15 protein-coding genes and 2 rRNA genes are annotated in these 19,528 nt (G+C 70.0%); 10 read left to right on the top strand and 7 right to left on the bottom strand.

The features are described from left to right. Nucleotides 1–126 (top strand): 23S ribosomal RNA (locus G412_RS41855); the annotation flags it as partial. 74 nt (nt 127–200) lie between these two features. Further along, a 5S ribosomal RNA gene (rrf, locus tag G412_RS0128450) occupies nt 201–317 on the top strand. Between the two features lie 121 nt (nt 318–438). On the opposite strand, the gene G412_RS0128445 is transcribed toward rrf, so the two are convergent. From G412_RS0128445 to G412_RS0128425, 5 genes are read right to left on the bottom strand one after another with little or no spacing between them, the layout of a single operon-like run. Continuing rightward, nucleotides 439–1,749 (bottom strand): DUF58 domain-containing protein, encoded by a 1,311-nt coding sequence (locus G412_RS0128445; protein ID WP_028815040.1) that lies wholly within the window; start codon nt 1,747–1,749, stop codon nt 439–441. A 10-nt stretch (nt 1,750–1,759) separates the two neighbouring features. After that, nucleotides 1,760–2,734 (bottom strand): AAA family ATPase, encoded by a 975-nt coding sequence (locus tag G412_RS0128440; protein WP_028815039.1) that lies wholly within the window; start codon nt 2,732–2,734, stop codon nt 1,760–1,762. Then, the gene (locus G412_RS0128435) at nt 2,731–3,915 is read right to left on the bottom strand and encodes a DUF4350 domain-containing protein (RefSeq protein ID WP_028815038.1); all 1,185 of its coding nucleotides are present in this window, start codon (nt 3,913–3,915) and stop codon (nt 2,731–2,733) included. The genes G412_RS0128440 and G412_RS0128435 overlap by 4 nt, the downstream gene beginning before the upstream one ends. Further along, nucleotides 3,912–4,610: a DUF4129 domain-containing protein gene (locus G412_RS0128430; protein WP_028815037.1), complete on the bottom strand. Its 699-nt coding sequence runs from the start codon at nt 4,608–4,610 to the stop codon at nt 3,912–3,914. Before G412_RS0128430 ends, G412_RS0128435 begins: the two co-directional genes overlap by 4 nt. 4 nt (nt 4,611–4,614) lie before the next feature. Continuing rightward, nucleotides 4,615–5,844, bottom strand: coding sequence for a DUF7847 domain-containing protein (locus tag G412_RS0128425; protein ID WP_078607473.1), 1,230 nt, complete (start codon nt 5,842–5,844; stop codon nt 4,615–4,617). 140 nt (nt 5,845–5,984) lie between these two features. On the opposite strand from G412_RS0128425, the gene mtnA reads away from it, so the two are divergent. The 7 genes from mtnA to G412_RS0128390 all read left to right on the top strand — a co-directional run bounded on the left by mtnA (nt 5,985) and on the right by G412_RS0128390 (nt 14,511). Next, complete coding sequence (mtnA, locus tag G412_RS0128420; RefSeq protein WP_028815035.1) at nt 5,985–7,139, top strand: S-methyl-5-thioribose-1-phosphate isomerase; 1,155 nt, start codon at nt 5,985–5,987, stop codon at nt 7,137–7,139. Nucleotides 7,140–7,143: 4 nt separating this feature from the next. Further along, a complete protein-coding gene (mtrA, locus tag G412_RS0128415; protein WP_187283109.1) occupies nt 7,144–7,833 on the top strand; it encodes a two-component system response regulator MtrA in 690 nt (229 codons plus the stop codon). A 1-nt stretch (nt 7,834) separates the two neighbouring features. Continuing rightward, nucleotides 7,835–9,820, top strand: coding sequence for an MtrAB system histidine kinase MtrB (gene mtrB, locus G412_RS0128410; protein ID WP_078607471.1), 1,986 nt, complete (start codon nt 7,835–7,837; stop codon nt 9,818–9,820). Next, nucleotides 9,810–11,696 (top strand): LpqB family beta-propeller domain-containing protein, encoded by a 1,887-nt coding sequence (locus tag G412_RS0128405; protein ID WP_028815033.1) that lies wholly within the window; start codon nt 9,810–9,812, stop codon nt 11,694–11,696. Before mtrB ends, G412_RS0128405 begins: the two co-directional genes overlap by 11 nt. Nucleotides 11,697–11,798: 102 nt before the next feature. Next, the gene (locus tag G412_RS0128400) at nt 11,799–12,527 is read left to right on the top strand and encodes a ComF family protein (RefSeq protein ID WP_028815032.1); all 729 of its coding nucleotides are present in this window, start codon (nt 11,799–11,801) and stop codon (nt 12,525–12,527) included. 313 nt (nt 12,528–12,840) lie between these two features. Then, nucleotides 12,841–13,530, top strand: coding sequence for a ribosome hibernation-promoting factor, HPF/YfiA family (gene hpf / locus G412_RS0128395; protein WP_028815031.1), 690 nt, complete (start codon nt 12,841–12,843; stop codon nt 13,528–13,530). Between the two features lie 225 nt (nt 13,531–13,755). Beyond that, the gene (locus G412_RS0128390) at nt 13,756–14,511 is read left to right on the top strand and encodes a response regulator (protein ID WP_028815030.1); all 756 of its coding nucleotides are present in this window, start codon (nt 13,756–13,758) and stop codon (nt 14,509–14,511) included. Between the two features lie 13 nt (nt 14,512–14,524). On the opposite strand, the gene G412_RS0128385 is transcribed toward G412_RS0128390, so the two are convergent. After that, a complete protein-coding gene (locus tag G412_RS0128385; RefSeq protein WP_028815029.1) occupies nt 14,525–15,688 on the bottom strand; it encodes a winged helix-turn-helix domain-containing protein in 1,164 nt (387 codons plus the stop codon). A gap of 116 nt (nt 15,689–15,804) precedes the next feature. After that, nucleotides 15,805–16,377 (bottom strand): GNAT family N-acetyltransferase, encoded by a 573-nt coding sequence (locus G412_RS0128380; RefSeq protein ID WP_028815028.1) that lies wholly within the window; start codon nt 16,375–16,377, stop codon nt 15,805–15,807. A gap of 262 nt (nt 16,378–16,639) precedes the next feature. On the opposite strand from G412_RS0128380, the gene secA reads away from it, so the two are divergent. After that, the gene (gene secA, locus G412_RS0128375) at nt 16,640–19,501 is read left to right on the top strand and encodes a preprotein translocase subunit SecA (RefSeq protein ID WP_028815027.1); all 2,862 of its coding nucleotides are present in this window, start codon (nt 16,640–16,642) and stop codon (nt 19,499–19,501) included. The last annotated feature ends 27 nt before the right edge of the window (nt 19,502–19,528 follow it).

Here is a 19,528-nt window from a genome sequence, read left to right as displayed (position 1 = left end):
AGATGAGTGTTCCCACCCCCTTTGAGGGGTTAAGGCTCCCAGTAGACGACTGGGTTGATAGGCCAGATGTGGAAGCCCGGTAACGGGTGGAGCTGACTGGTACTAATAGGCCGAGGGCTTGTCCTCAGTTGCTCGCGTCCACTGTGTTAGTTCTGAAGTAACGAACTGTGCCAACATCCGGTTCGATATCTTCATAGTGTTTCGGTGGTCATAGCGTTAGGGAAACGCCCGGTTACATTCCGAACCCGGAAGCTAAGCCTTTCAGCGCCGATGGTACTGCAGGGGGGACCCTGTGGGAGAGTAGGACGCCGCCGAACAATCATTGTGGGGAAGCCCCGCACCATTCATGGTGCGGGGCTTTTCTGCGTTCATGGCATTCAAGGCCCTGCCGCCCGTCGGCAGGGCCTTTCTTTTTGGGGAGTCTCTGGGCTACAGGGGCTACAGGCGGCCTGCCGCTTTCAGTGCGAGGTAAGCGTCAGCCAGAGCCGGGGCCAGGTCGTCGGGGGTGGCGTCGACGACGGTGACGTTGTGGCGGGTGAGTTTTTCCGCTGTGCGGCGGCGTTGTTCCTGGGCCTGGGTGCCTGCGGCGGCCTCGTAGACCGCGTCCACTGTGCCGCGGCCGTATGCCATCTCTTCGACGCGGGGATCGGCCACAGAGGCCACCAGGACGGTGTGGCGCTTGGTGAGCTGCGGGAGTACCGGAAGGATGCCCTCTTCGATCGGGGCGGCGTCCAAGCCGGTCAGCAGCACGATCAGGGACCCCCGGGGAGCGTTGGCCAGGGCTGTGGCGCTGAGGCCCCGGGCGTCGGTTTCCAGCAGTGCCGGCTCCAGTGGGGCCAGCGCGTTGACGAGAGCCGGCAGGACGTCTCCTCCGGTGCGGCCCTGGGCCTGGGCGCGGATGCGGCGGTCGTAGGCCAGGAGGTCCACTCGGTCACCGGCCCGCGAAGCGAGAGCCGCGAGGAGAAGCGCCGCGTCCATCGAGGCGTCCAGGCGTGGTACGTCGCCGACGCGGCCGGCGGAGGTGCGGCCGGTGTCGAGGACGATCAGGATGTGGCGGTCGCGTTCGGGACGCCAGGTGCGCACGGCGACGGTGTTCTGCCGGGCGGTGGCGCGCCAGTCGATGGAGCGGGTGTCGTCGCCCGGAACGTAGTCGCGGAGGCTGTCGAATTCGGTGCCTTCGCCACGCGTCAGGACGCTCGTGCGGCCGTCGAGTTCGCGGAGGCGGGCCAGCTTGGACGGGAGGTGTTTCCGGCTCGTGAAAGGGGGAAGGACGCGTACCGTCCAGGGGACTCGGTGGCTGCCCTGGCGGGCGGCGAGACCAAGCGGCCCGTACGAGCGGACAGTGATGCGTTCGGAGTGGCGATCGCCGCGGCGGGTGGGGCGCAGTGTGGTGGTGAGACGGCGGCGCTCCCCGGCGGGGACTGCCAGCTTGTGGCGTGACGCTGCCTGCTCCGTGCCTGCGGGCCAGCTGCTGGGCGGCCACGCGTCGCGGAGCTGGGCGCGCAGTGGGCGGCCCGTGGGGTTCGTGACCGTCAGCTCGATTTCGGCATCGTCACCCAATCGAACTGACGTGTCACCACTTCGGGTGAAACGAAGCTTCCGCACTGGCGCGGCCAGGGCGTAGTCGCACAGAATTGCGAGTGTGAGGGGGGCGTTCACGGCGAGGACCCCGGACCAGTTCGGCGCGAGGATGCCGATGGGGATCGCGCCGAGGGCCGCGAGGAGTGCGCTTCGTCCGGTGAGGGCCACAGTCATCGCCTCAGCGGGGGACGGGTACGTGGGCGAGGATCGCGGTGATGACGGAGTCTGCGGTGACTCCTTCCATCTCGGCCTCGGGCCGGAGCTGGATGCGGTGGCGCAGGGTGGGGAGGGCCAGGGCCTTCACATCGTCGGGGATGACGTAGTCCCGGCCGGTGAGCCAGGCCCAGGCGCGGGCGGTGGAGAGCAGTGCGGTGGCGCCTCGGGGAGAGACGCCAAGAGTGAGCGAGGGGGACTCTCGGGTGGCACGGCAGATATCGACGACGTAACCGGTGATCTCCGCGGATACCGCGGTCTTGGCCACGGCCGCGCGGGCAGCTTCCAGATCGGCAGGGCCGGCGGCCGGACGTAGGCCCGCTGCTTGCAGGTCGCGGGGGTTGAAGCCCTCCGCGTGGCGGGTCAGTACGCCGATCTCGTCCTCGCGGGACGGGAGCGGGACCGTGAGCTTGAGGAGGAAGCGGTCCAGTTGGGCCTCGGGGAGGGGGTAAGTGCCCTCGTACTCCACGGGGTTCTGGGTCGCTGCGACCAGGAAGGGGTCGGGCAGGGGGCGGGGGGTGCCGTCGACTGTGACCTGGCGCTCCTCCATGGCTTCCAGGAGGGATGCCTGGGTCTTGGGAGGCGTGCGGTTGATCTCGTCTGCGAGCAGGAGGTTCGTGAAGACCGGGCCTGGTTGGAAGGAGAACTCGGCGGTGCGGGCGTCGTAGACCAGGGAGCCCGTGACGTCGCTGGGCATGAGGTCGGGGGTGAACTGGACGCGCTTCGTGTCCAGTTCGAGGGAGGCCGCGAGTGCGCGGACGAGCAGCGTCTTGGCTACTCCGGGGACTCCTTCGAGCAGGACATGGCCTCGGCAGAGCAGGGCCACGACCAGCCCGGTGACAGCGGGGTCCTGGCCGACCACGGCCTTGGCGATCTCGGTGCGCAGTGCTTCGAGGGAGGCTCGGGCGCTGTCTGGGGTCTCTGCGGGCTGGGCGCTCATGAAGCGCGTACCTCTCTTTCGAGGGCGTCGAGTTCGTCTGCCAGGCGGATGAGGCCGGCGTCGTCCGAAGGAGCGGTGCCGAAGAGCAGGGCCGGGAGATCCCGGCTGGTCGTCGGCAGGTGGGATGAGACGGCTGGGATCAGTGCGTCGGAGGCGTGGGCCCGGGAGGCGGGCACGCCGAGAAGGGGGGCCAGACGGGTGCGGGTTGCCGAGCGGAGGGCCGCGGCCGCGCGGTCGCGGGCGTCGGCCCTGCGGTAGAGACGGGCGCGGCCCTCGGTGGTCTCGGAGGCACGGACGGCCACGGGGAGCTGTTCGGTGACGAGGGGGCCGAGTCGCCGGGCGCGCCAGATGGCGGCGAGTACGGCGGCGAGGGCGAGTTGGAGTGTGGCCCAGAGCCAGCCGGGAGGGACCAGGTCGTAGAAGCTGCTTTCGCCGCCGTCGGTGGCGGAGGCGTCACCGAGCGAGGGGAGGTACCAGACGAGATGAGGCCGGGAGCCGAGGAGTTGAAGGGCGAGCGAGGCGTTGCCCTGCTTGTCGAGGCGGTTGTTGTAGAGGATGTCCGGCGCGCCCAGCAGGACGGTGTCGCCGCCCGTGGTGTCCGGTACGCGCAGGAGGGTGGCGAGGCCGTCGCTGAGGTAGCAGGCGTCGTCGGCGGCGGCCTCGGAGGTGTAGCGGTGCCCGCCGGTGTCGGCGTCGCCGGCGCGGAGCGCGGCGGGCAGCGAGCACTGCGGGGAGCGAGGCGACACGGGGGTGGGCTTCTCGACGCGTACGCCGGGGGCGAGGGCGCGGGCGGAAGGGGCGCCGGGGGCGAGGAGCACCGTACGGGACGCGGATTCGCTCATGGTGGTGCGGAGTTGGTGCTGCTGCCGGTCCGTCAGGAGGTCGGGGTCCGTCACCAGGAGAGTGGTGCCGGGGGTCACCGCCTCCGTGGCGTCGTCGAGAGTGGTGACCACCTGGGTGCTGACGCCGCGGTCCTTGAGCAGTTCGGCGACAGCGCGGCTGCCGTAGGGGTCCGCGGAGCGCGGGTCCAGTCGGCCGTGCTGGTCGCCGGAGCGCACGGCGGCGATGGCGATGCCGGCGACCAGGATGATGAGCAGCCCCAGGAGGAGGCCGCGGCTGCGCGTCCAGACCTGGCGGGCGGTGGGGGAGGCCGAGGTGGAGCGGATGGGAGCTCCGGTCATTCGGCGGCTCCTTGGGCCGCGCCGCTGAGCAGTGGCTTTGTTCGTTCGACGTCGGAGTCGAGTTCGCTCAGGCGCCGGTATGCGTGCTCGTCGGCGGTGCGGCCACCGTATGTGACGTCGTCGAACTCGCGGGCCGCGGCGCGCAGCCGGCCGGCGTGGCCGGGCAGGGACTGTCCGGCTTCCGCGGCCGCCTCGTCCGCGGTGCGGCCAGGACGCGGGGCGAGGAGTGCGCGTTCTTCCAGGGAGCGTACGACGGCCCGCATCCGTTCCTGGACGGCCTGGTTCCAGCGGTGCGTGGCGGCGTGCGCCTCCGCGGCGGTCCGGTGCTCCGCCGCGCTGCGCGGGCCTGCGTCGAACAGCGTCCCTTCGGAGGGAGGGGTGCGCTGCGGGGTGCCGAGCCGCAGCCACAGGCCGACGGCGAGGAGCACGACGAGTACGACGACGACCACGAGCCCCACCCAGCCTCCCGGTGTGGCCCCGGACGCCGCGCTGAACAGGTCGTTGACCCATTCCCAGAAGCGGTCGATGGCGCGCTCGAGGAAGCTCGGGTCGTTCTCGTGGTACATCGGCTTGGACAGTTCGCGCTCCGCGGCCTCGCGGGCCGGGACACGCGGAGTGTCCACCGGTACGTCACCCACGTCGTCGCTTGCGCGGGCCCAGAGGTCCGCTGCTGTCCTGCCCCCCGCTGTGGACACCGCATCAGCTCCCGGGTGTGTTGTCGGTGGGCTGCTGGGGGCCGTAGCCGGGGATACCCGCGGCGCGGGCGAGTTCGAGGTCGAGAGCCTCACGGCGGATGCGCTGGTCCACGTAGAGCAGGACACTCACGCCGGCGGAGATCGGGTAGGTGATCGAGGAGGCGATCACGGCGCCGATGCCGGTGATGATGAGGAAGGGCCAGCCGAACTCCGGAGTCCTGCCGCTGAACAGTCCGTCCAGGCCGTCGTCGGCGGCGTAGGCGATGAGGCCGAACGGTACGGCGATGATCATTGCCACGATGAAGGTCAGCAGCGCCGTGAGCAGCATGATGCCGAAGATCCGCCACCATGCGCCGCTGACCAGCTTGGCCGAGCGGCTCAGGGACTTCATGATGCTTTGCCTCTCCAGCATCAGTGCGGGGGAGGCGAGGCTGAACCGGATCATCAGCCACACGACGACGACGAAGGCCGCGAGACCGAGGAGCAGCGAAAGTGCGGTGCCTACTCCGCCACCCACCAGGAGGCCGGGCAGGATGCCCACCGTCATGATCGCGAAGGCCATGAGGGGGAGCAGCAGGGTCAGGCCGAGCAGCTGCGGCAGCCGGGGCTTCGCCTCGCGCCAGGCGTCGGCGAGCGTCACCGGCCGGCCGAGCACGGAGCGGCTGATCACCATGGTGAGCAGCGCGGTGGTGAAGAGCGTGCCGATGAGGGTGATCGCGAACGTGGGGGCCGAGTTGATCAGGGTGCTCTGCATGACGTCGACGGACTGGCTGAGGGCCTCGGCCGGCGTGGCGTTCGGGTCGACCTCGGGCGGTGCGGGGAGCAGGTAGCGCTGGATCAGGATCTGGCAGATCTGTGTGATCACCGCGACGGTGACCGTGATGCCGAGAACGGTGCGCCAGTGCGCGCGCAGGGTCGACACCGCTCCGTCCAGGATCTCGCCGACGCCGAGCGGGCGCAGCGGGATCACTCCTGGTTTCGCGGCGGGGGGAGGGCCTCCCCAGCCGCCTGCCTGGGGCCTGCCGCCCCAGTTCGGCGCGGGCTGCTGCTGCGGCGGCCCGGGGGGCGTGTCCTGGCCGCTGGGCGCGGACCACTGGCCTGCCGGGGGCTGCTCCTTCGACCACTTCGACGCGGTATCGCTCTGGTCGGTGGGCTCGGCAGGGCGGGGCACGCCCGGCTTCTGGTCGTCGGAGGGGGCAGATCCGGGCGAGGCCCAGCCCGGAGAGTCGTTCATTGTCGCTCCTTCAGGGTGCCCGTCCGCGGGCGCGGCGGCAGGTTGGCAGCCATCGTGTCATGGGGCACGCGTCGGCGGACCGGGCCCCGTATCTCCTTCGCACCTTCAATTGTCGGTGCCTCAGCGGGCAGACTGGGCAGATGGCTGATCAGGACGCGCAATTCCCGGCGGGCGCCGAGCCGCCCGCTCTCCCTACGCTGCGCTGGGAGGAGCCGCCCGAGGGGCCCGTGCTGGTGCTGCTCGACCAGACGCGGCTCCCCGCGGAGGAGGTCGAGCTCGTCTGTACGGATGTGCCTGCGCTGGTGCAGGCCATCCAGGTGCTGGCCGTTCGTGGCGCACCTTTGCTGGGCCTGGCCGGCGCCTACGGTGTGGCTCTGGCCGCCGCCCGCGGGTACGACGTGGAGGAGGCCGTGGCGCTGCTGGAGCGGGCGCGGCCCACCGCTGTGAACCTCGGCTCCGGGGTGCGGCACGCGGCAGCGGCGTACCGGAGGGCCGTCGCGAACGGCGCGGGCAGTGAGCAGGCGGCGGCGTCCGCGCTGGCGGCGGCGCGGGAGCTGCACCGGGCCGACGCCGAGGCCAGTGTGCGGATGGCGGCGCACGGGCTGGCTCTCCTGCAGGAGCTGGTGCCGGGAGGCGGGCACCGCATCCTGACCCACTGCAACACCGGGGCGCTGGTCTCGGGCGGTGAGGGCACCGCGTTCGCGGTGGCGCTGGCCGCGCACCGGACGGGCAGGCTGCGGCGGCTGTGGGTCGACGAGACGCGCCCGCTGCTGCAGGGGGCCCGGCTCACGACGTACGAGGCCGCGCGGCACGGCATGGCGTACACACTGCTCACGGACAACGCCGCGGGTTCGCTCTTCGCCGCCGGTGAGGTGGATGCCGTACTCATCGGGGCGGACCGGATCGCGGCCGACGGTTCGGTGGCGAACAAGGTGGGGAGCTATCCGCTCGCGGTGCTGGCCAAGTACCACCACGTGCCGTTCATCGTGGTGGCGCCCGTGAGCACGGTGGATCTCAGTACCCCGGACGGTGCGTCCATCGAGGTGGAGCAGCGGTCGGGACAGGAGGTGACAGAGTTCACGGTGCCGTCGGTCCCGGTGGCTGGATCTGATGCCGGGATCGGGGTCGGGATGCCTGTGGCTCCGCTGGGGACACAGGCGTACAACCCGGCCTTCGACGTAACGCCGCCAGAACTGGTGACCGCGATCGTCACGGAGCAGGGTGCAATTTCCCCGGTCACGGGGCTCGCACTGGCGGATCTGTGTGCCAGGTCACGCCAGGTAACGATTAGCTAATGGGATGATGTCGTTTATGAAGGGACGCGTCCTTGTCGTCGACGACGACACCGCACTGGCCGAGATGCTCGGCATTGTGCTGCGTGGTGAAGGTTTTGAGCCGTCGTTCGTAGCGGATGGCGACAAGGCACTTGCTGCATTCAGGGAGGCCAAGCCCGACCTGGTGCTGCTGGATCTCATGCTGCCCGGACGGGACGGCATCGAAGTCTGCCGGCTGATCCGGGCCGAGTCCGGGGTGCCGATCGTCATGCTCACCGCCAAGAGCGACACCGTAGATGTGGTGGTGGGGCTGGAGTCAGGTGCTGACGACTACATCGTCAAGCCGTTCAAGCCCAAGGAGCTCGTCGCCCGTATCAGGGCGCGACTGAGGAGGTCGGAGGAGCCGGCGCCGGAACAGCTGGCGATCGGGGACCTGGTCATTGACGTGGCCGGTCATTCCGTGAAGCGGGACGGGCAGTCCATCGCCCTGACTCCGCTCGAGTTCGACCTGCTGGTCGCGCTCGCCCGTAAGCCCTGGCAGGTGTTCACCCGCGAGGTGCTGCTGGAGCAGGTGTGGGGTTACCGCCATGCCGCGGACACCCGGCTGGTCAATGTCCATGTCCAGCGGTTGCGGTCCAAGGTCGAGAAGGACCCGGAGCGGCCGGAGATCGTTGTGACCGTTCGCGGGGTCGGCTACAAGGCCGGACCGAGCTGACATGACCCGAGGCAGCGCTGCTCCGATGCCCGGGGGGCCGGGAGTCCGTACGGGGCGGGCTGCCGGTCCTCGGCGAAGGACGTCCAGGGCCGGGCGTCTCCTGCGGCGCAGTCCCGCGCTGCGGCTCTTCGCGCGCTGGGTGCGCCGGCCGCTGCTGCCGTCGTTGCGGCTGTGGCGGCGGAACATCCAGCTGCGGGTGGTCGTCGGCTCGCTGCTGATGTCGCTCGGAGTGGTGCTGCTGCTCGGCTTCGTCGTGATGTGGCAGGTGCGCAACGGCCTGCTCGACGCGAAGCAGGAGGCCGCGCAGAGCCAGGCGGCCGGTGGGTTCGACGTGGCGGAGGAGAAGGCCCGTACCGTCGCGGGAACGGGTGCCAGTGACAGCTCGGAGGCCAGGGCCGCCGCGCGGAACTCCACCAACTGGAGGACCGAGCTGGTGGAGCAGCTCGCCAGCGGTGGCCGGCAGGCCTTCCACGTCGTGGCACTGAGCGCCAATTCCGACGACGAGAGCTCCAGCAACCGCGGGCCGCGGGCGTCGGGTGGCGTGAACCAGAGCGCGAGCGTGCCGCAGGAGCTGCGGGACGCGATCGACCAGGGGACCGGCAAGGCGTACAAGGCCTTCGTCCGGATCACGTACACGGACGCGCAGGACCCCGAGCCCGGTCTCGTCATCGGCAAGCAACTGAATGACAACAGTGGGCAGCCGTATCAGCTCTACTACCTCTTCCCGCTGACGCAGGAGGAGGAGTCACTCAGCCTGGTGAAGACCACACTCGCCACCGCGGGGGTGTTCGTCGTGGTGCTGTTCGGGGGCATCGCCTGGCTGGTCGTACGGCAGGTCGTCACGCCGGTGCGGATGGCCGCCGGGGTCGCCGAGCGGCTGTCCGCGGGCCGGCTCCAGGAACGCATGAAGGTCACGGGCGAGGACGACATCGCGCGCCTCGGCGAGGCCTTCAACAAGATGGCGCAGAACTTGCAGGTCAAGATCCAGCAGCTGGAGGAGCTGTCCCGGCTCCAGCGGCGCTTCGTCTCGGACGTCTCGCACGAGCTGCGTACGCCGCTGACGACGGTGCGGATGGCCGCTGACGTCATTCACGAGGCGCGCGGCGACTTCGACCCGGTGACGGCGCGCTCCGCCGAGCTGCTCGCCGGACAGCTGGACCGCTTCGAGTCGCTGCTCGCCGACCTGCTGGAGATCAGCCGGTTCGACGCGGGCGCCGCGGCCCTGGAGGCGGAGCCGATAGACCTGCGTGAGGTCGTACGCCGGGTCATCGAGGGCGCCGAGCCGCTGGCCGAGCGCAAGGGCACCCGGATACGGGTGACCGGCGACGAGCAGCCGGTCGTCGCCGAGGCCGATGCCCGGCGGGTGGAGCGCGTACTGCGCAATCTCGTGGTCAACGCCGTCGAGCACGGTGAGGGCCGGGACGTCGTGGTCCGGCTGGGAGCCGCGGGCGGCGCTGTCGCCGTGGCGGTGCGTGACTACGGCGTGGGGCTCAAGCCGGGCGAGGCGACCCGGGTGTTCAACCGCTTCTGGCGGGCCGACCCGGCGCGTGCGCGTACCACCGGCGGTACGGGCCTCGGCCTGTCCATCGCCGTCGAGGACGCGCGGCTGCACGGCGGCTGGCTGCAGGCGTGGGGAGAGCCGGGCGGCGGATCGCAGTTCCGGCTGACGCTGCCGCGTACGGCGGACGAGTCGCTGCGCGGATCCCCGATCCCGCTGGAGCCCGAGGACTCGCGGCGTGCGCGCGAGCGCGCGCAGGCGGACAGCAGGATGACGGGGGACCAGCGGGGCGCCGGCGCCAACCGGCTCGCGACGGTGCCCGCACAGCCGCGCGCCGAGCGGTCGCCGCTGCCCGCGGTGCCCCGTGCGGCGCCCGCGGCGGATCCGACGGCGCTGCCGGGCAGCGGAGCCCGGGTGGTGGCCCGTCCGGCGGGTGACGGTGACAGTTCATCGCAGGCGGAGCGGAAGGACATCACCCGTGGGCACTGAGCGAAGGCGCGGCGGCCGGTGGCGGGCGCCGCGGACGGCGGTGCTGCTCGGGTGCGCGGGTCTGCTGCTGGCCGGCTGCGCCTCCATGCCGGACAGCGGTGACGTGGAGGCCGTGGAGGCGTCCCCACGCGGTGACTCCCAGGTGCGGGTGTACGGGATGGCGCCGAGGAAGGGGGCGCAGCCCAACGAGATCGTCGAGGGTTTCCTGGAGGCGATGACGGGGGACGACCCCCAGTTCGCCACGGCCCGCAAGTACCTGACGAAGAAGGCTTCCGAGAACTGGAAACCCACGCAGGTCACGGTGCTGGACAACGGCCCGGTGCCCCAGGACCAGCGGGCCAATGACCGCGAGGGCGGGGCGTATACGTACGCGCTGACCGGCACGAAGATCGCCGAGGTGAACGAGCAGCACGCGTACCAGCCGGTCAACAGCTCGTACCACGAGACGCTCCATCTCAGCAGGCAGAACGGACCGGACGGCAAGGAGTGGCGCATCGACGGCCTGCCGCAGGGCCTGGTGCTCGGCGAGTCGGACTTCGAGCGCATCTATCACTCCGTCAACAAGTACTACTTCGCTTCCGGTACGTCGTCGGAGCGGACCGGCGCGGCCCACCCCTGGCTGGTCGCCGACCCGGTGTACGTGCGCAAGCGCATGGACCCGCAGACCCAGATGGACCAGGTGACGCAGACGGTCGAGGCGCTGCTGAGCGGTCCGACCAACTGGCTGAAGCCGGTGGTCGGTTCGAGCTTCCCCACGGGTACGGCGCTGAAGCTGGAGGACGGCGCCAAGTCGCTGGCGTTCGACGACCGCAACGCTCTCAAGGTGCCGCTCAACGAAAAGGCGTCCAACGTCGGGCAGAAGCGGTGCCGGGAGATGGCCGCCCAACTGCTCTTCACCCTGCGGGACCTGACGTCGTACCGGGTCGGGCAGGTGGAGCTGCAGCGGTCGGACGGCTCGACGCTGTGCGTACTCGGCGGGGACCAGGCGGAGGACTTCGCTCCGGAACGCGCCTCGGGGAGCCCGGACTACCAGTACTTCCTCGACACGAAGCAGCGTCTCGTACGGATGGTCGGAAGCACCGAGAACACCGGCGCCGACGAGGAGGCCGAACCGGTGCCGGGGCCGCTCGGCAGCGGCGAGCGGCGCCTGAACTCTGTCGCGGTGGCGCGCAACGAACGGCACGCGGCGGGAGTCTCGCACGACGGGCGCTCGCTGTATGTGGCGTCCGTCGTCTCCGACAGTGAGCCGCAGGAGCCGGTGCTGACCAGCAGCGCCAAGCAGGAGAAGGACCGGCTCTCGGCGCCGAGCTGGGACGGCCGGGGCGACCTGTGGGTGGCGGACCGCGACCCGCGCCAGCCGCGGCTGCTGCGCCTGGCGGGCGGCGAGGGCGAGCCGGACGAGGTCACGGTCGTCGACGGCCTCGACGGGGCTCGTATCGAGGCTCTGAAGGTGTCGGCGGACGGCGTACGGATCGCCCTGCTGGTGTCGCAGGACGGCCGGACGACCTTGAAGCTCGGCCGGATCGAGCGGCGCGGGCCCGAGGACAAGCCGGAGGTGTCCGTCACCGACCTGCGGCCCATCGCGCCGCAGATGGAAGAAGTGACGGCCGTGTCGTGGGCCGGGCGCAGCCGCCTGGTGGTGGTCGGCCGCGAGTCCGGCGGGGTGCAGCAGCTGCGGTATCTGCAGACGGACGGTTCGACGTCGGACGCCCAGTCGGTGCCGGGTGCGAACAGGGTGACGGCGGTCGCTTCGGCGGACGACAACCGGCTGCCGCTGCTGGCGCACTCGCTGGAGGACGGCATTGTGCGGCTGCCACCCGGCGCGAACTGGAAGACCGTGGTCAGCGAGGGTTCGTCCCCGGTCTATCCCGGATAGCTCCCTCGGCTCCGCTCCTTGCCGTCTCCGCTCCTTGCCGCTCCGCGATCGAGTTTTCCACAGGGGTGGTTGCCGGGTGCCCGGCTGGGCACAGTGGATGCCATGCACGGATTGTGGCGGGAGGTCGCCGGTCTGGTGCTGCCGGTCGCGTGCGGCGGCTGCGGCAGGCCGCGCACGGTGCTGTGCGCCCAGTGCGGGCAGGCGTTGTACGGCGCCGCGGCGCGCCGGGTACGCCCGTGGCCGGAGCCGCCGGGGCTGCCGGTGGTCCATGCCGCCGCTCCGTACGAGGACGCGGTACGCGCGGTGCTGCTCGGCCATAAGGAGCGGGGCGCATTGGGGCTCGCGGGGGCGCTTGGGGGCGCACTGGCGGGCGCAGTGCGGGCCGCGGTGACCGGTGTGCCGACCGGGGCGGCGGGGCCGCTGCTGCTCGTACCCGTGCCGTCCGCCCGCAGCGCGGTCAGAGCGCGCGGGCACGATCCTGCGCGCCGGATCGCGCTGGCCGCCGCGGGACAGCTGCGGCGCGCCGGGGTGCCGGCCCGCGTGCTGGCCGTGCTCAGACAGCGGAGGGCGGTGAGCGACCAGGCGGGCCTGAGCGCCCGCGAGCGGGCGGCGAACCTGGCGGGAGCCCTGGAGGTCGTCGCCGGGGGCGGGCGGCTCCTGGAGGGCGGCCGGGCCGTGCTGGTGGACGATCTCATGACCACCGGGGCTTCGCTCGCGGAGGCAGCCCGTGCACTGAGTGCCACCCAGGAACGGCTGAATTCCGAATCCGGACGGGTGAATGCGGCGGTGATCGCGGCCCCCTCGCGTTCGTTCGTAATAAACCGGAACTGACAGGGAACACGGATCGTTGCAGGTGGAGAGAGGGGAAAAGCACTTGAATGGAGGTACGCGCCGGTAGCGGGTGCCGACAGGCGTCCGAGCGAGCTATGTTCGGTTGTGAGGAAAAGCAGACCCTGCGCCTCACTTGTCCGGACGGCTGCGCTTCGGGATTCTCTTCAGCCCGAAGTCGATGGGGTGGGGATCTTGTCGACTGGGGAGGAGGAGGTGAAAGTCACCAAGTCCGAGGTTCCGGAGTTCACCGGAACCTGGTGCGAAAGGGAGACGCTCCGCCGTTGAGCGGGGCTATCCGGGAACGGAGTTCTGCGTGGACATCGTCGTCAAGGGCCGCAAGACCGAGGTGCCCGAGAGGTTCCGCAAGCACGTGGCCGAGAAGCTGAACCTGGAGAAGATCCAGAAGCTCGACGGCAAGGTGATCAGCCTGGACGTCGAGGTGTCCAAGGAGCCCAACCCGCGGCAGGCCGACCGTTCCGACCGTGTGGAGATCACGCTTCGCTCGCGTGGCCCGGTCATCCGGGCCGAGGCATCCGCCGCCGATCCGTATGCGGCACTGGACCTCGCAACGGGCAAGCTCGAGGCGCGGATGCGCAAGCAGCACGACAAGCGCCACACGCGTCGCGGGAACGGCCGGATTTCGGCCGCCGAGGTCGGTGCGACCGTGCAGGGTGCCGCAGCCATCAACGGCAACGGGGTGCTCGTCGCCGAGGAGGCGCCGCCCACCATCCCCACCACCAGGATCGGACCGCTCGAAGTACAGGGCGAAGGACCGCTGGTGGTCCGCGAGAAGACGCACGTCGCGGCGCCGATGTCGCTCGACCAGGCGCTCTACGAGATGGAGCTCGTCGGGCACGACTTCTACCTCTACGTCGACTCCGAGACGAAGGAGCCGAGTGTCGTCTACCGGCGGCACGCCTACGACTACGGTGTCATCCGCCTGACGACCGACCCCCTGGCCGAAACCGAGGCGGGCGGCGCCGGCGGTGCACTCGGCGGGTGATTCGCAGGGCACGCTGAACCAACGAGGGCAGCGCGCCGTACCCATCTGTGGTGGTGGCCCCTGGGGAGCGCTCGTGCGCCCCCCGGGGGCACCACCGTGCGACCGCAGGATCACCGGTCCGTCGTCCGGGCATGAAATCATGGCGCCGCAAGCCAATCGGTGCTCTGCACACTGTGGTTGGGGCAGCTCATGAATTTCGGGCCACGGCCTTCAGGGGGAGGAACGATGGCGGACAGCTTCGGTCCGGTGCACGACGAGTCCGGCATGGAGGACGCCGACGGTGCCGGCGGTCCCAGGGGGGACACCGGGGGGTCGCGCAAGGAACCCATCAGGGTGCTGGTCGTGGACGATCACGCCCTGTTCCGCCGGGGGCTGGAGATCGTCCTCGCGCAGGAGGAGGACATCCAGGTCGTCGGCGAGGCCGCGGACGGGGCGGAGGCCGTGGACAAGGCCGCCGATCTGCTGCCGGACATCGTGCTGATGGACGTACGGATGCCCAAGCGCGGTGGCATCGAGGCATGCACCTCGATCAAGGAGGTGGCCCCCAGCGCGAAGATCATCATGCTGACGATCAGTGACGAGGAGGCGGACCTCTACGACGCGATCAAGGCGGGTGCGACGGGGTATCTCCTCAAGGAGATCTCCACGGACGAGGTGGCCACCGCGATCCGTGCGGTGGCCGACGGCCAGTCCCAGATCAGCCCGTCGATGGCGTCCAAGCTCCTCACCGAGTTCAAGTCGATGATCCAGCGCACCGACGAGCGCCGGCTCGTGCCCGCGCCGCGGCTGACCGAGCGGGAGCTCGAGGTCCTCAAGCTGGTCGCGACCGGCATGAACAACCGCGACATCGCCAAGGAGTTGTTCATCTCCGAGAACACGGTGAAGAACCACGTCCGCAACATCCTGGAGAAGCTGCAGCTGCACTCCAGAATGGAGGCGGTCGTCTATGCGATGCGCGAGAAGATTCTGGAGATCAGGTGAGGCGGCCCGCGGGTCAGGTCAGGCGGGCCAGTTCGGCGGTCAGCGGCTCGCGCAGCTCCGGAGCGTCCACACGCTCCAGTCGTACGTTCGTGCAGCCGACCCACTCCGCAGCCTGAACCAGGGCCTCGGCCATCGGCCGGACCGCCTTGCGGGTCACGAGCGAGACCTGCCGGGCCACCAGCGTCTTCCCCTCGCGCGCCGGGTCGACCCGGCCCAGCAGCCGGCCGCCGGCGAGCAGCGGCATCGCGAAGTACCCGTGTATCCGCTGAGGCTTGGGGACGTAGGCCTCCAGGCGGTGAGTGAAGCCGAAGATCCGCTCGGTGCGCGGGCGGTCCCAGATGAGGGAGTCGAAGGGCGACAGCAGCGTCGTGCGGTGGCGGCCGCGCGGGGTGCTCACCAGCGCCTCGGGGGCCGCCCAGGCGGGCTTGGCCCAGCCCTCGACCTCGACCGGGACCAGACCCGACTCGGCGATCACGGCGTCGACCTGCTCACCCTTGAGGCGGTGGTAGTCGGCGATGTCGGCCCGCGTGCCGACGCCGAGGGACTGCCCGGACAGCCGCACGAGGCGGCGAAGGCACTCGGTGTCATCCAGGTCGTCGTGGTAGACGGCGTCCGGGACGGCGCGCTCGGCCAGGTCGTAGACCCGCTTCCAGCCGCGCCGCTCGGTGCACACCACCTCGCCGTACATCAGCGCGCGCTCGACGGCGACCTTCGACTCCGACCAGTCCCACCACTCACCCTTGTTCTTCGCGCCGCCCAAATCCGTTGCCGTCAGCGGGCCTTCGGTGCGCAGCTGCTTGATCACCGTGTCGTACGCGCCGTCCGGCAGGTCGTGGGACCAATGCAGGCGGTCGCGGTAGGCGCGGCGGCGGAAGGCGAAGTGCGGCCATTCCTCCATGGGCAGGATGCAGGCGGCGTGCGACCAGTACTCGAAGGCGTGAGCGCCGGTCCAGTAGGCGCTGTCGACGGTCGCGCGGCCCACGGCGCCGAGGCGGGCGTACGGAATCAGCTCGTGCGAGCGGGCCAGCACGGAAATCGTGTCGAGCTGCACCGCGCCCAGGTGGCGCAGCACGCCGCGCACGCCGGCCCGCCGGTCCGGCGCGCCCAGGAAACCCTGGGCGCGCAGGGCGATCCTGCGGGCTTCGTCGGCGGACAGGGAAACGGCGGGCGGCGGCAGGCTGGTCATGGCGGCAGCCTAAGCGCCGCCACTGACAACGGGCCCTGATCTCGGGGGATTCAGGCCCAGGGGGACAGGCCAGGGGGACAGGCCCGGCGGGGTTCAGGCTTCAGGCTTCAGGGCTTCCTGGGCAGGTACGGGCTGGCCGACGGCAACCCGAGGTCGGAGGGGAGCAGCGCGCCGGCCCAGCCGTCGCGGCGTACCCCCTTGTTCATGATGCCGGCGCGCTGGATGCCTTCGATGACGAATCCGGTCTTCTCGGCCACCGCGCGCGACGCCTCGTTGCCGATCTCGGCGCGCCACTCCAGACGTTCCACGCCCGCCGTGGTGAAGGCCCAGTGGGCGACGGCCCGCACCGCTTCCGTGACGTAGCCGCGGCCGCGGTGCTCCTTCGCCGTCCAGTACCCGATCTCCGCGGCGCCCTCGCCGCGCGTGATCGACGACACCGCCCCCACCAGTTCGCCGGTGTCCCGCGTGAGGACCGCGAAGGCGTACACCGTGTCGTAACGCCAGCCGTCCGGGACGATCCGGCCGATGAAGCCCTCCGCGTGCTCGCGTTCGTACGGCGAGGGGATCGACGTCCAGCGCTGGATGTCGGGGTCCTGACAGGCCTGGTAAACGGCTTCGGTGTCGGCGGGCTCGAAGGGGCGCAGCAGCAGACGCAGGGTGGTGAGGATGGTGGGCTCCATCGCCTGATTCTCGGCTCGCGCGGGCGGCCCGCGCCAGCCCGGCGGCCGGGTGTGCGAGACCTTTTCGGGATGGCCCGGCACCTTCCGGGCTCCCTGTCCGTTCTCTTTGCGGGTAACAGTGGGCCTTCCTGCGGGCGGACCTCCCGGCGTGGCGGGGTCCTCGCTTACGATGGCCGATGCGGTGGGGACCACCTGCCGTGCCCGCGCCAGCGTCCATACATGACTCAGTGCACAGGCCCGACCGGCAAGGAGACCAGCCTCAGTGTCCGTCTTCAACAAGCTCATGCGTGCAGGCGAAGGCAAGATCCTGCGCAAACTGCACCGCATCGCGGACCAGGTCAACTCCATCGAAGAGGACTTCGTCAACCTCTCCGACGCCGAGTTGCGGGCGCTCACCGATGAGTACAAGGAGCGGTACGCCGACGGCGAGAGCCTGGACGACCTGCTCCCCGAGGCTTTCGCGACCGTCCGCGAGGCAGCCAAGCGTGTTCTCGGTCAGCGCCATTACGACGTCCAGATGATGGGTGGCGCCGCCCTTCACCTCGGATATGTCGCCGAGATGAAGACCGGTGAGGGCAAGACCCTCGTCGGCACGCTGCCCGCCTATTTGAACGCGCTGTCCGGCAAGGGCGTCCACCTGATCACGGTGAACGACTACCTGGCCGAGCGCGACTCCGAGATGATGGGCCGGGTGCACAAATTCCTTGGCCTAGAGGTCGGCTGCATTCTCGCGAATATGTCGCCCGCGCAGCGCCGTGAGATGTACGCCTGCGACATCACGTACGGCACGAACAACGAATTCGGTTTCGACTACCTGCGCGACAACATGGCGTGGTCGAAGGACGAGCTCGTCCAGCGCGGCCACAACTTCGCGATCGTCGACGAGGTCGACTCGATCCTGGTCGACGAGGCCCGTACGCCGCTGATCATCTCGGGCCCGGCCGACCAGGCCACCAAGTGGTACGGCGACTTCGCCAAGCTGGTCGTGCGCCTGAAGAAGGGTGAGCCGGGCAACCCGCTCAAGGGCATCGAGGAGACCGGCGACTACGAGGTCGACGAGAAGAAGCGCACCGTCGCCATTCACGAGTCCGGTGTCGCCAAGGTCGAGGACTGGCTGGGCATCGACAACCTCTACGAGTCGGTCAACACGCCGCTCGTCGGGTACCTGAACAACGCCATCAAGGCCAAGGAACTCTTCAAGAAGGACAAGGACTACGTCGTCATCGACGGCGAAGTCATGATCGTCGACGAGCACACCGGCCGTATCCTCGCCGGCCGCCGCTACAACGAGGGCATGCACCAGGCGATCGAGGCGAAGGAAGGGGTGGACATCAAGGACGAGAACCAGACCCTCGCCACGATCACCCTGCAGAACTTCTTCCGCCTCTACGACAAACTCTCCGGCATGACCGGTACGGCCATGACCGAGGCCGCCGAGTTCCACCAGATCTACAAGCTGGGCGTCGTGCCGATCCCGACGAACCGGCCGATGGTCCGCGCCGACCAGTCCGACCTGATCTACCGCACCGAGGTCGCGAAGTTCGCCGCCGTCGTCGACGACATCGTGGAGAAGCACGAGAAGGGCCAGCCGATCCTGGTCGGCACGACGTCCGTGGAGAAGTCGGAGTACCTCTCGCAGCAGCTCTCCAAGCGCGGCGTGCAGCACGAGGTCCTGAACGCCAAGCAGCACGATCGTGAGGCGTCGATCGTCGCCCAGGCCGGCCGCAAGGGCGCCGTGACGGTCGCCACGAACATGGCGGGACGCGGTACGGACATCAAGCTCGGAGGCAACCCGGACGACCTCGCCGAGGCGGAGCTGCGCCAGCGCGGCCTCGACCCGGAGGAGCACATCGAGGAGTGGGCCGCGGCGCTGCCCGCCGCCCTCGAACGGGCCGAGCAGGCCGTCAAGGCGGAGTTCGAAGAGGTCAAGGCGCTCGGCGGACTGTACGTACTGGGTACGGAGCGGCACGAGTCGCGGCGTATCGACAACCAGCTGCGCGGCCGCTCCGGCCGTCAGGGCGACCCGGGTGAGTCCCGCTTCTACCTGTCGCTGGGCGACGACCTGATGCGTCTGTTCAAGGCCGCGATGGTCGAGCGCGTGATGTCGATGGCGAACGTGCCCGACGACGTACCGATCGAGAACAAGATGGTGACGCGGGCGATCGCGTCCGCGCAGTCGCAGGTCGAGCAGCAGAACTTCGAGTCGCGCAAGAACGTCCTGAAGTACGACGAGGTGCTCAACCGGCAGCGCCAGGTCATCTACGGCGAGCGCCGTCGTGTCCTGGAGGGTGAGGACCTGCAGGAGCAGATCCGTCACTTCATGGACGACACCATCGACGCGTACATCCAGGCGGAGACCGTCGAGGGATTCGCCGAGGAGTGGGACCTCGACCGGCTGTGGGGCGCGTTCAAGCAGCTCTACCCGGTGAAGGTCACGGTGGAGGAGCTGGAGGAGGCGGCGGGCGACCGCGCGGGCATCACCGCCGAGTTCATCGCCGAGTCCATCAAGGACGACATCTACGAGCAGTACGCCCAGCGCGAGGCGCAGCTCGGCTCCGAGATCATGCGTGAGCTGGAGCGGCGTGTAGTGCTGTCCGTACTGGACCGCAAGTGGCGCGAGCACCTCTACGAGATGGACTATCTCCAGGAGGGCATCGGCCTGCGTGCGATGGCCCAGAAGGACCCGCTGGTCGAGTACCAGCGCGAGGGCTTCGACATGTTCAACGCCATGATGGACGGCATCAAGGAAGAGTCCGTCGGCTACCTGTTCAACCTGGAGGTCCAGGTCGAGCAGCAGGTCGAGGAGGTTCCGGTGCAGGCCGCCGTGCCGGATCAGGTGGCGGGCGAAAAGCCGTCGCTCCGGAAGGAAGAAGCGGTGCCGGCGGGCGCGGGCGCAGGCGCAGGCGCAGGCGCGGGCCGTCCGGAGATCCGGGCGAAGGGGCTCGACGCTCCGCAGCGGCCCGACCGGCTGCACTTCTCCGCTCCGACGGTGGACGGCGAGGGCGGTGTCATCGAGGGCGACTTCCACAATGGTGACGGGCCTGCCCGGTCCCAGTCGGACGGCATGACGCGTGCCGAGCGGCGCAAGGCGCAGAAGGGCGGCAGCCGCCGCCGGAAGAAGTAGGCACGCTGGTACGTGTGCGCGTACCGC

This window comes from Streptomyces flavidovirens DSM 40150 (assembly GCF_000429085.1).
Taxonomy (GTDB): domain Bacteria; phylum Actinomycetota; class Actinomycetes; order Streptomycetales; family Streptomycetaceae; genus Streptomyces; species Streptomyces flavidovirens.
Note: the sequence above shows the minus strand (reverse complement) of the source record. Positions and strands in the feature narration are given on the sequence as shown.

Excerpts from the sequence above, each read along its gene's own strand:
- G412_RS0128440 (WP_028815039.1), bottom strand. The coding sequence starts at position 2,734 with ATGAGCGCCCAGCCCGCAGAGACCCCAGACAGCGCCCGAGCCTCCCTC.
- G412_RS0128435 (WP_028815038.1), bottom strand. The coding sequence starts at position 3,915 with ATGACCGGAGCTCCCATCCGCTCCACCTCGGCCTCCCCCACCGCCCGC.
- G412_RS0128425 (WP_078607473.1), bottom strand. The coding sequence starts at position 5,844 with ATGAACGACTCTCCGGGCTGGGCCTCGCCCGGATCTGCCCCCTCCGAC.
- mtnA (WP_028815035.1), top strand. The coding sequence starts at position 5,985 with ATGGCTGATCAGGACGCGCAATTCCCGGCGGGCGCCGAGCCGCCCGCT.
- mtrA (WP_187283109.1), top strand. The coding sequence starts at position 7,144 with ATGATGTCGTTTATGAAGGGACGCGTCCTTGTCGTCGACGACGACACC.
- mtrB (WP_078607471.1), top strand. The coding sequence starts at position 7,835 with ATGACCCGAGGCAGCGCTGCTCCGATGCCCGGGGGGCCGGGAGTCCGT.
- G412_RS0128400 (WP_028815032.1), top strand. The coding sequence starts at position 11,799 with ATGCACGGATTGTGGCGGGAGGTCGCCGGTCTGGTGCTGCCGGTCGCG.
- G412_RS0128390 (WP_028815030.1), top strand. The coding sequence starts at position 13,756 with ATGGCGGACAGCTTCGGTCCGGTGCACGACGAGTCCGGCATGGAGGAC.
- G412_RS0128380 (WP_028815028.1), bottom strand. The coding sequence starts at position 16,377 with ATGGAGCCCACCATCCTCACCACCCTGCGTCTGCTGCTGCGCCCCTTC.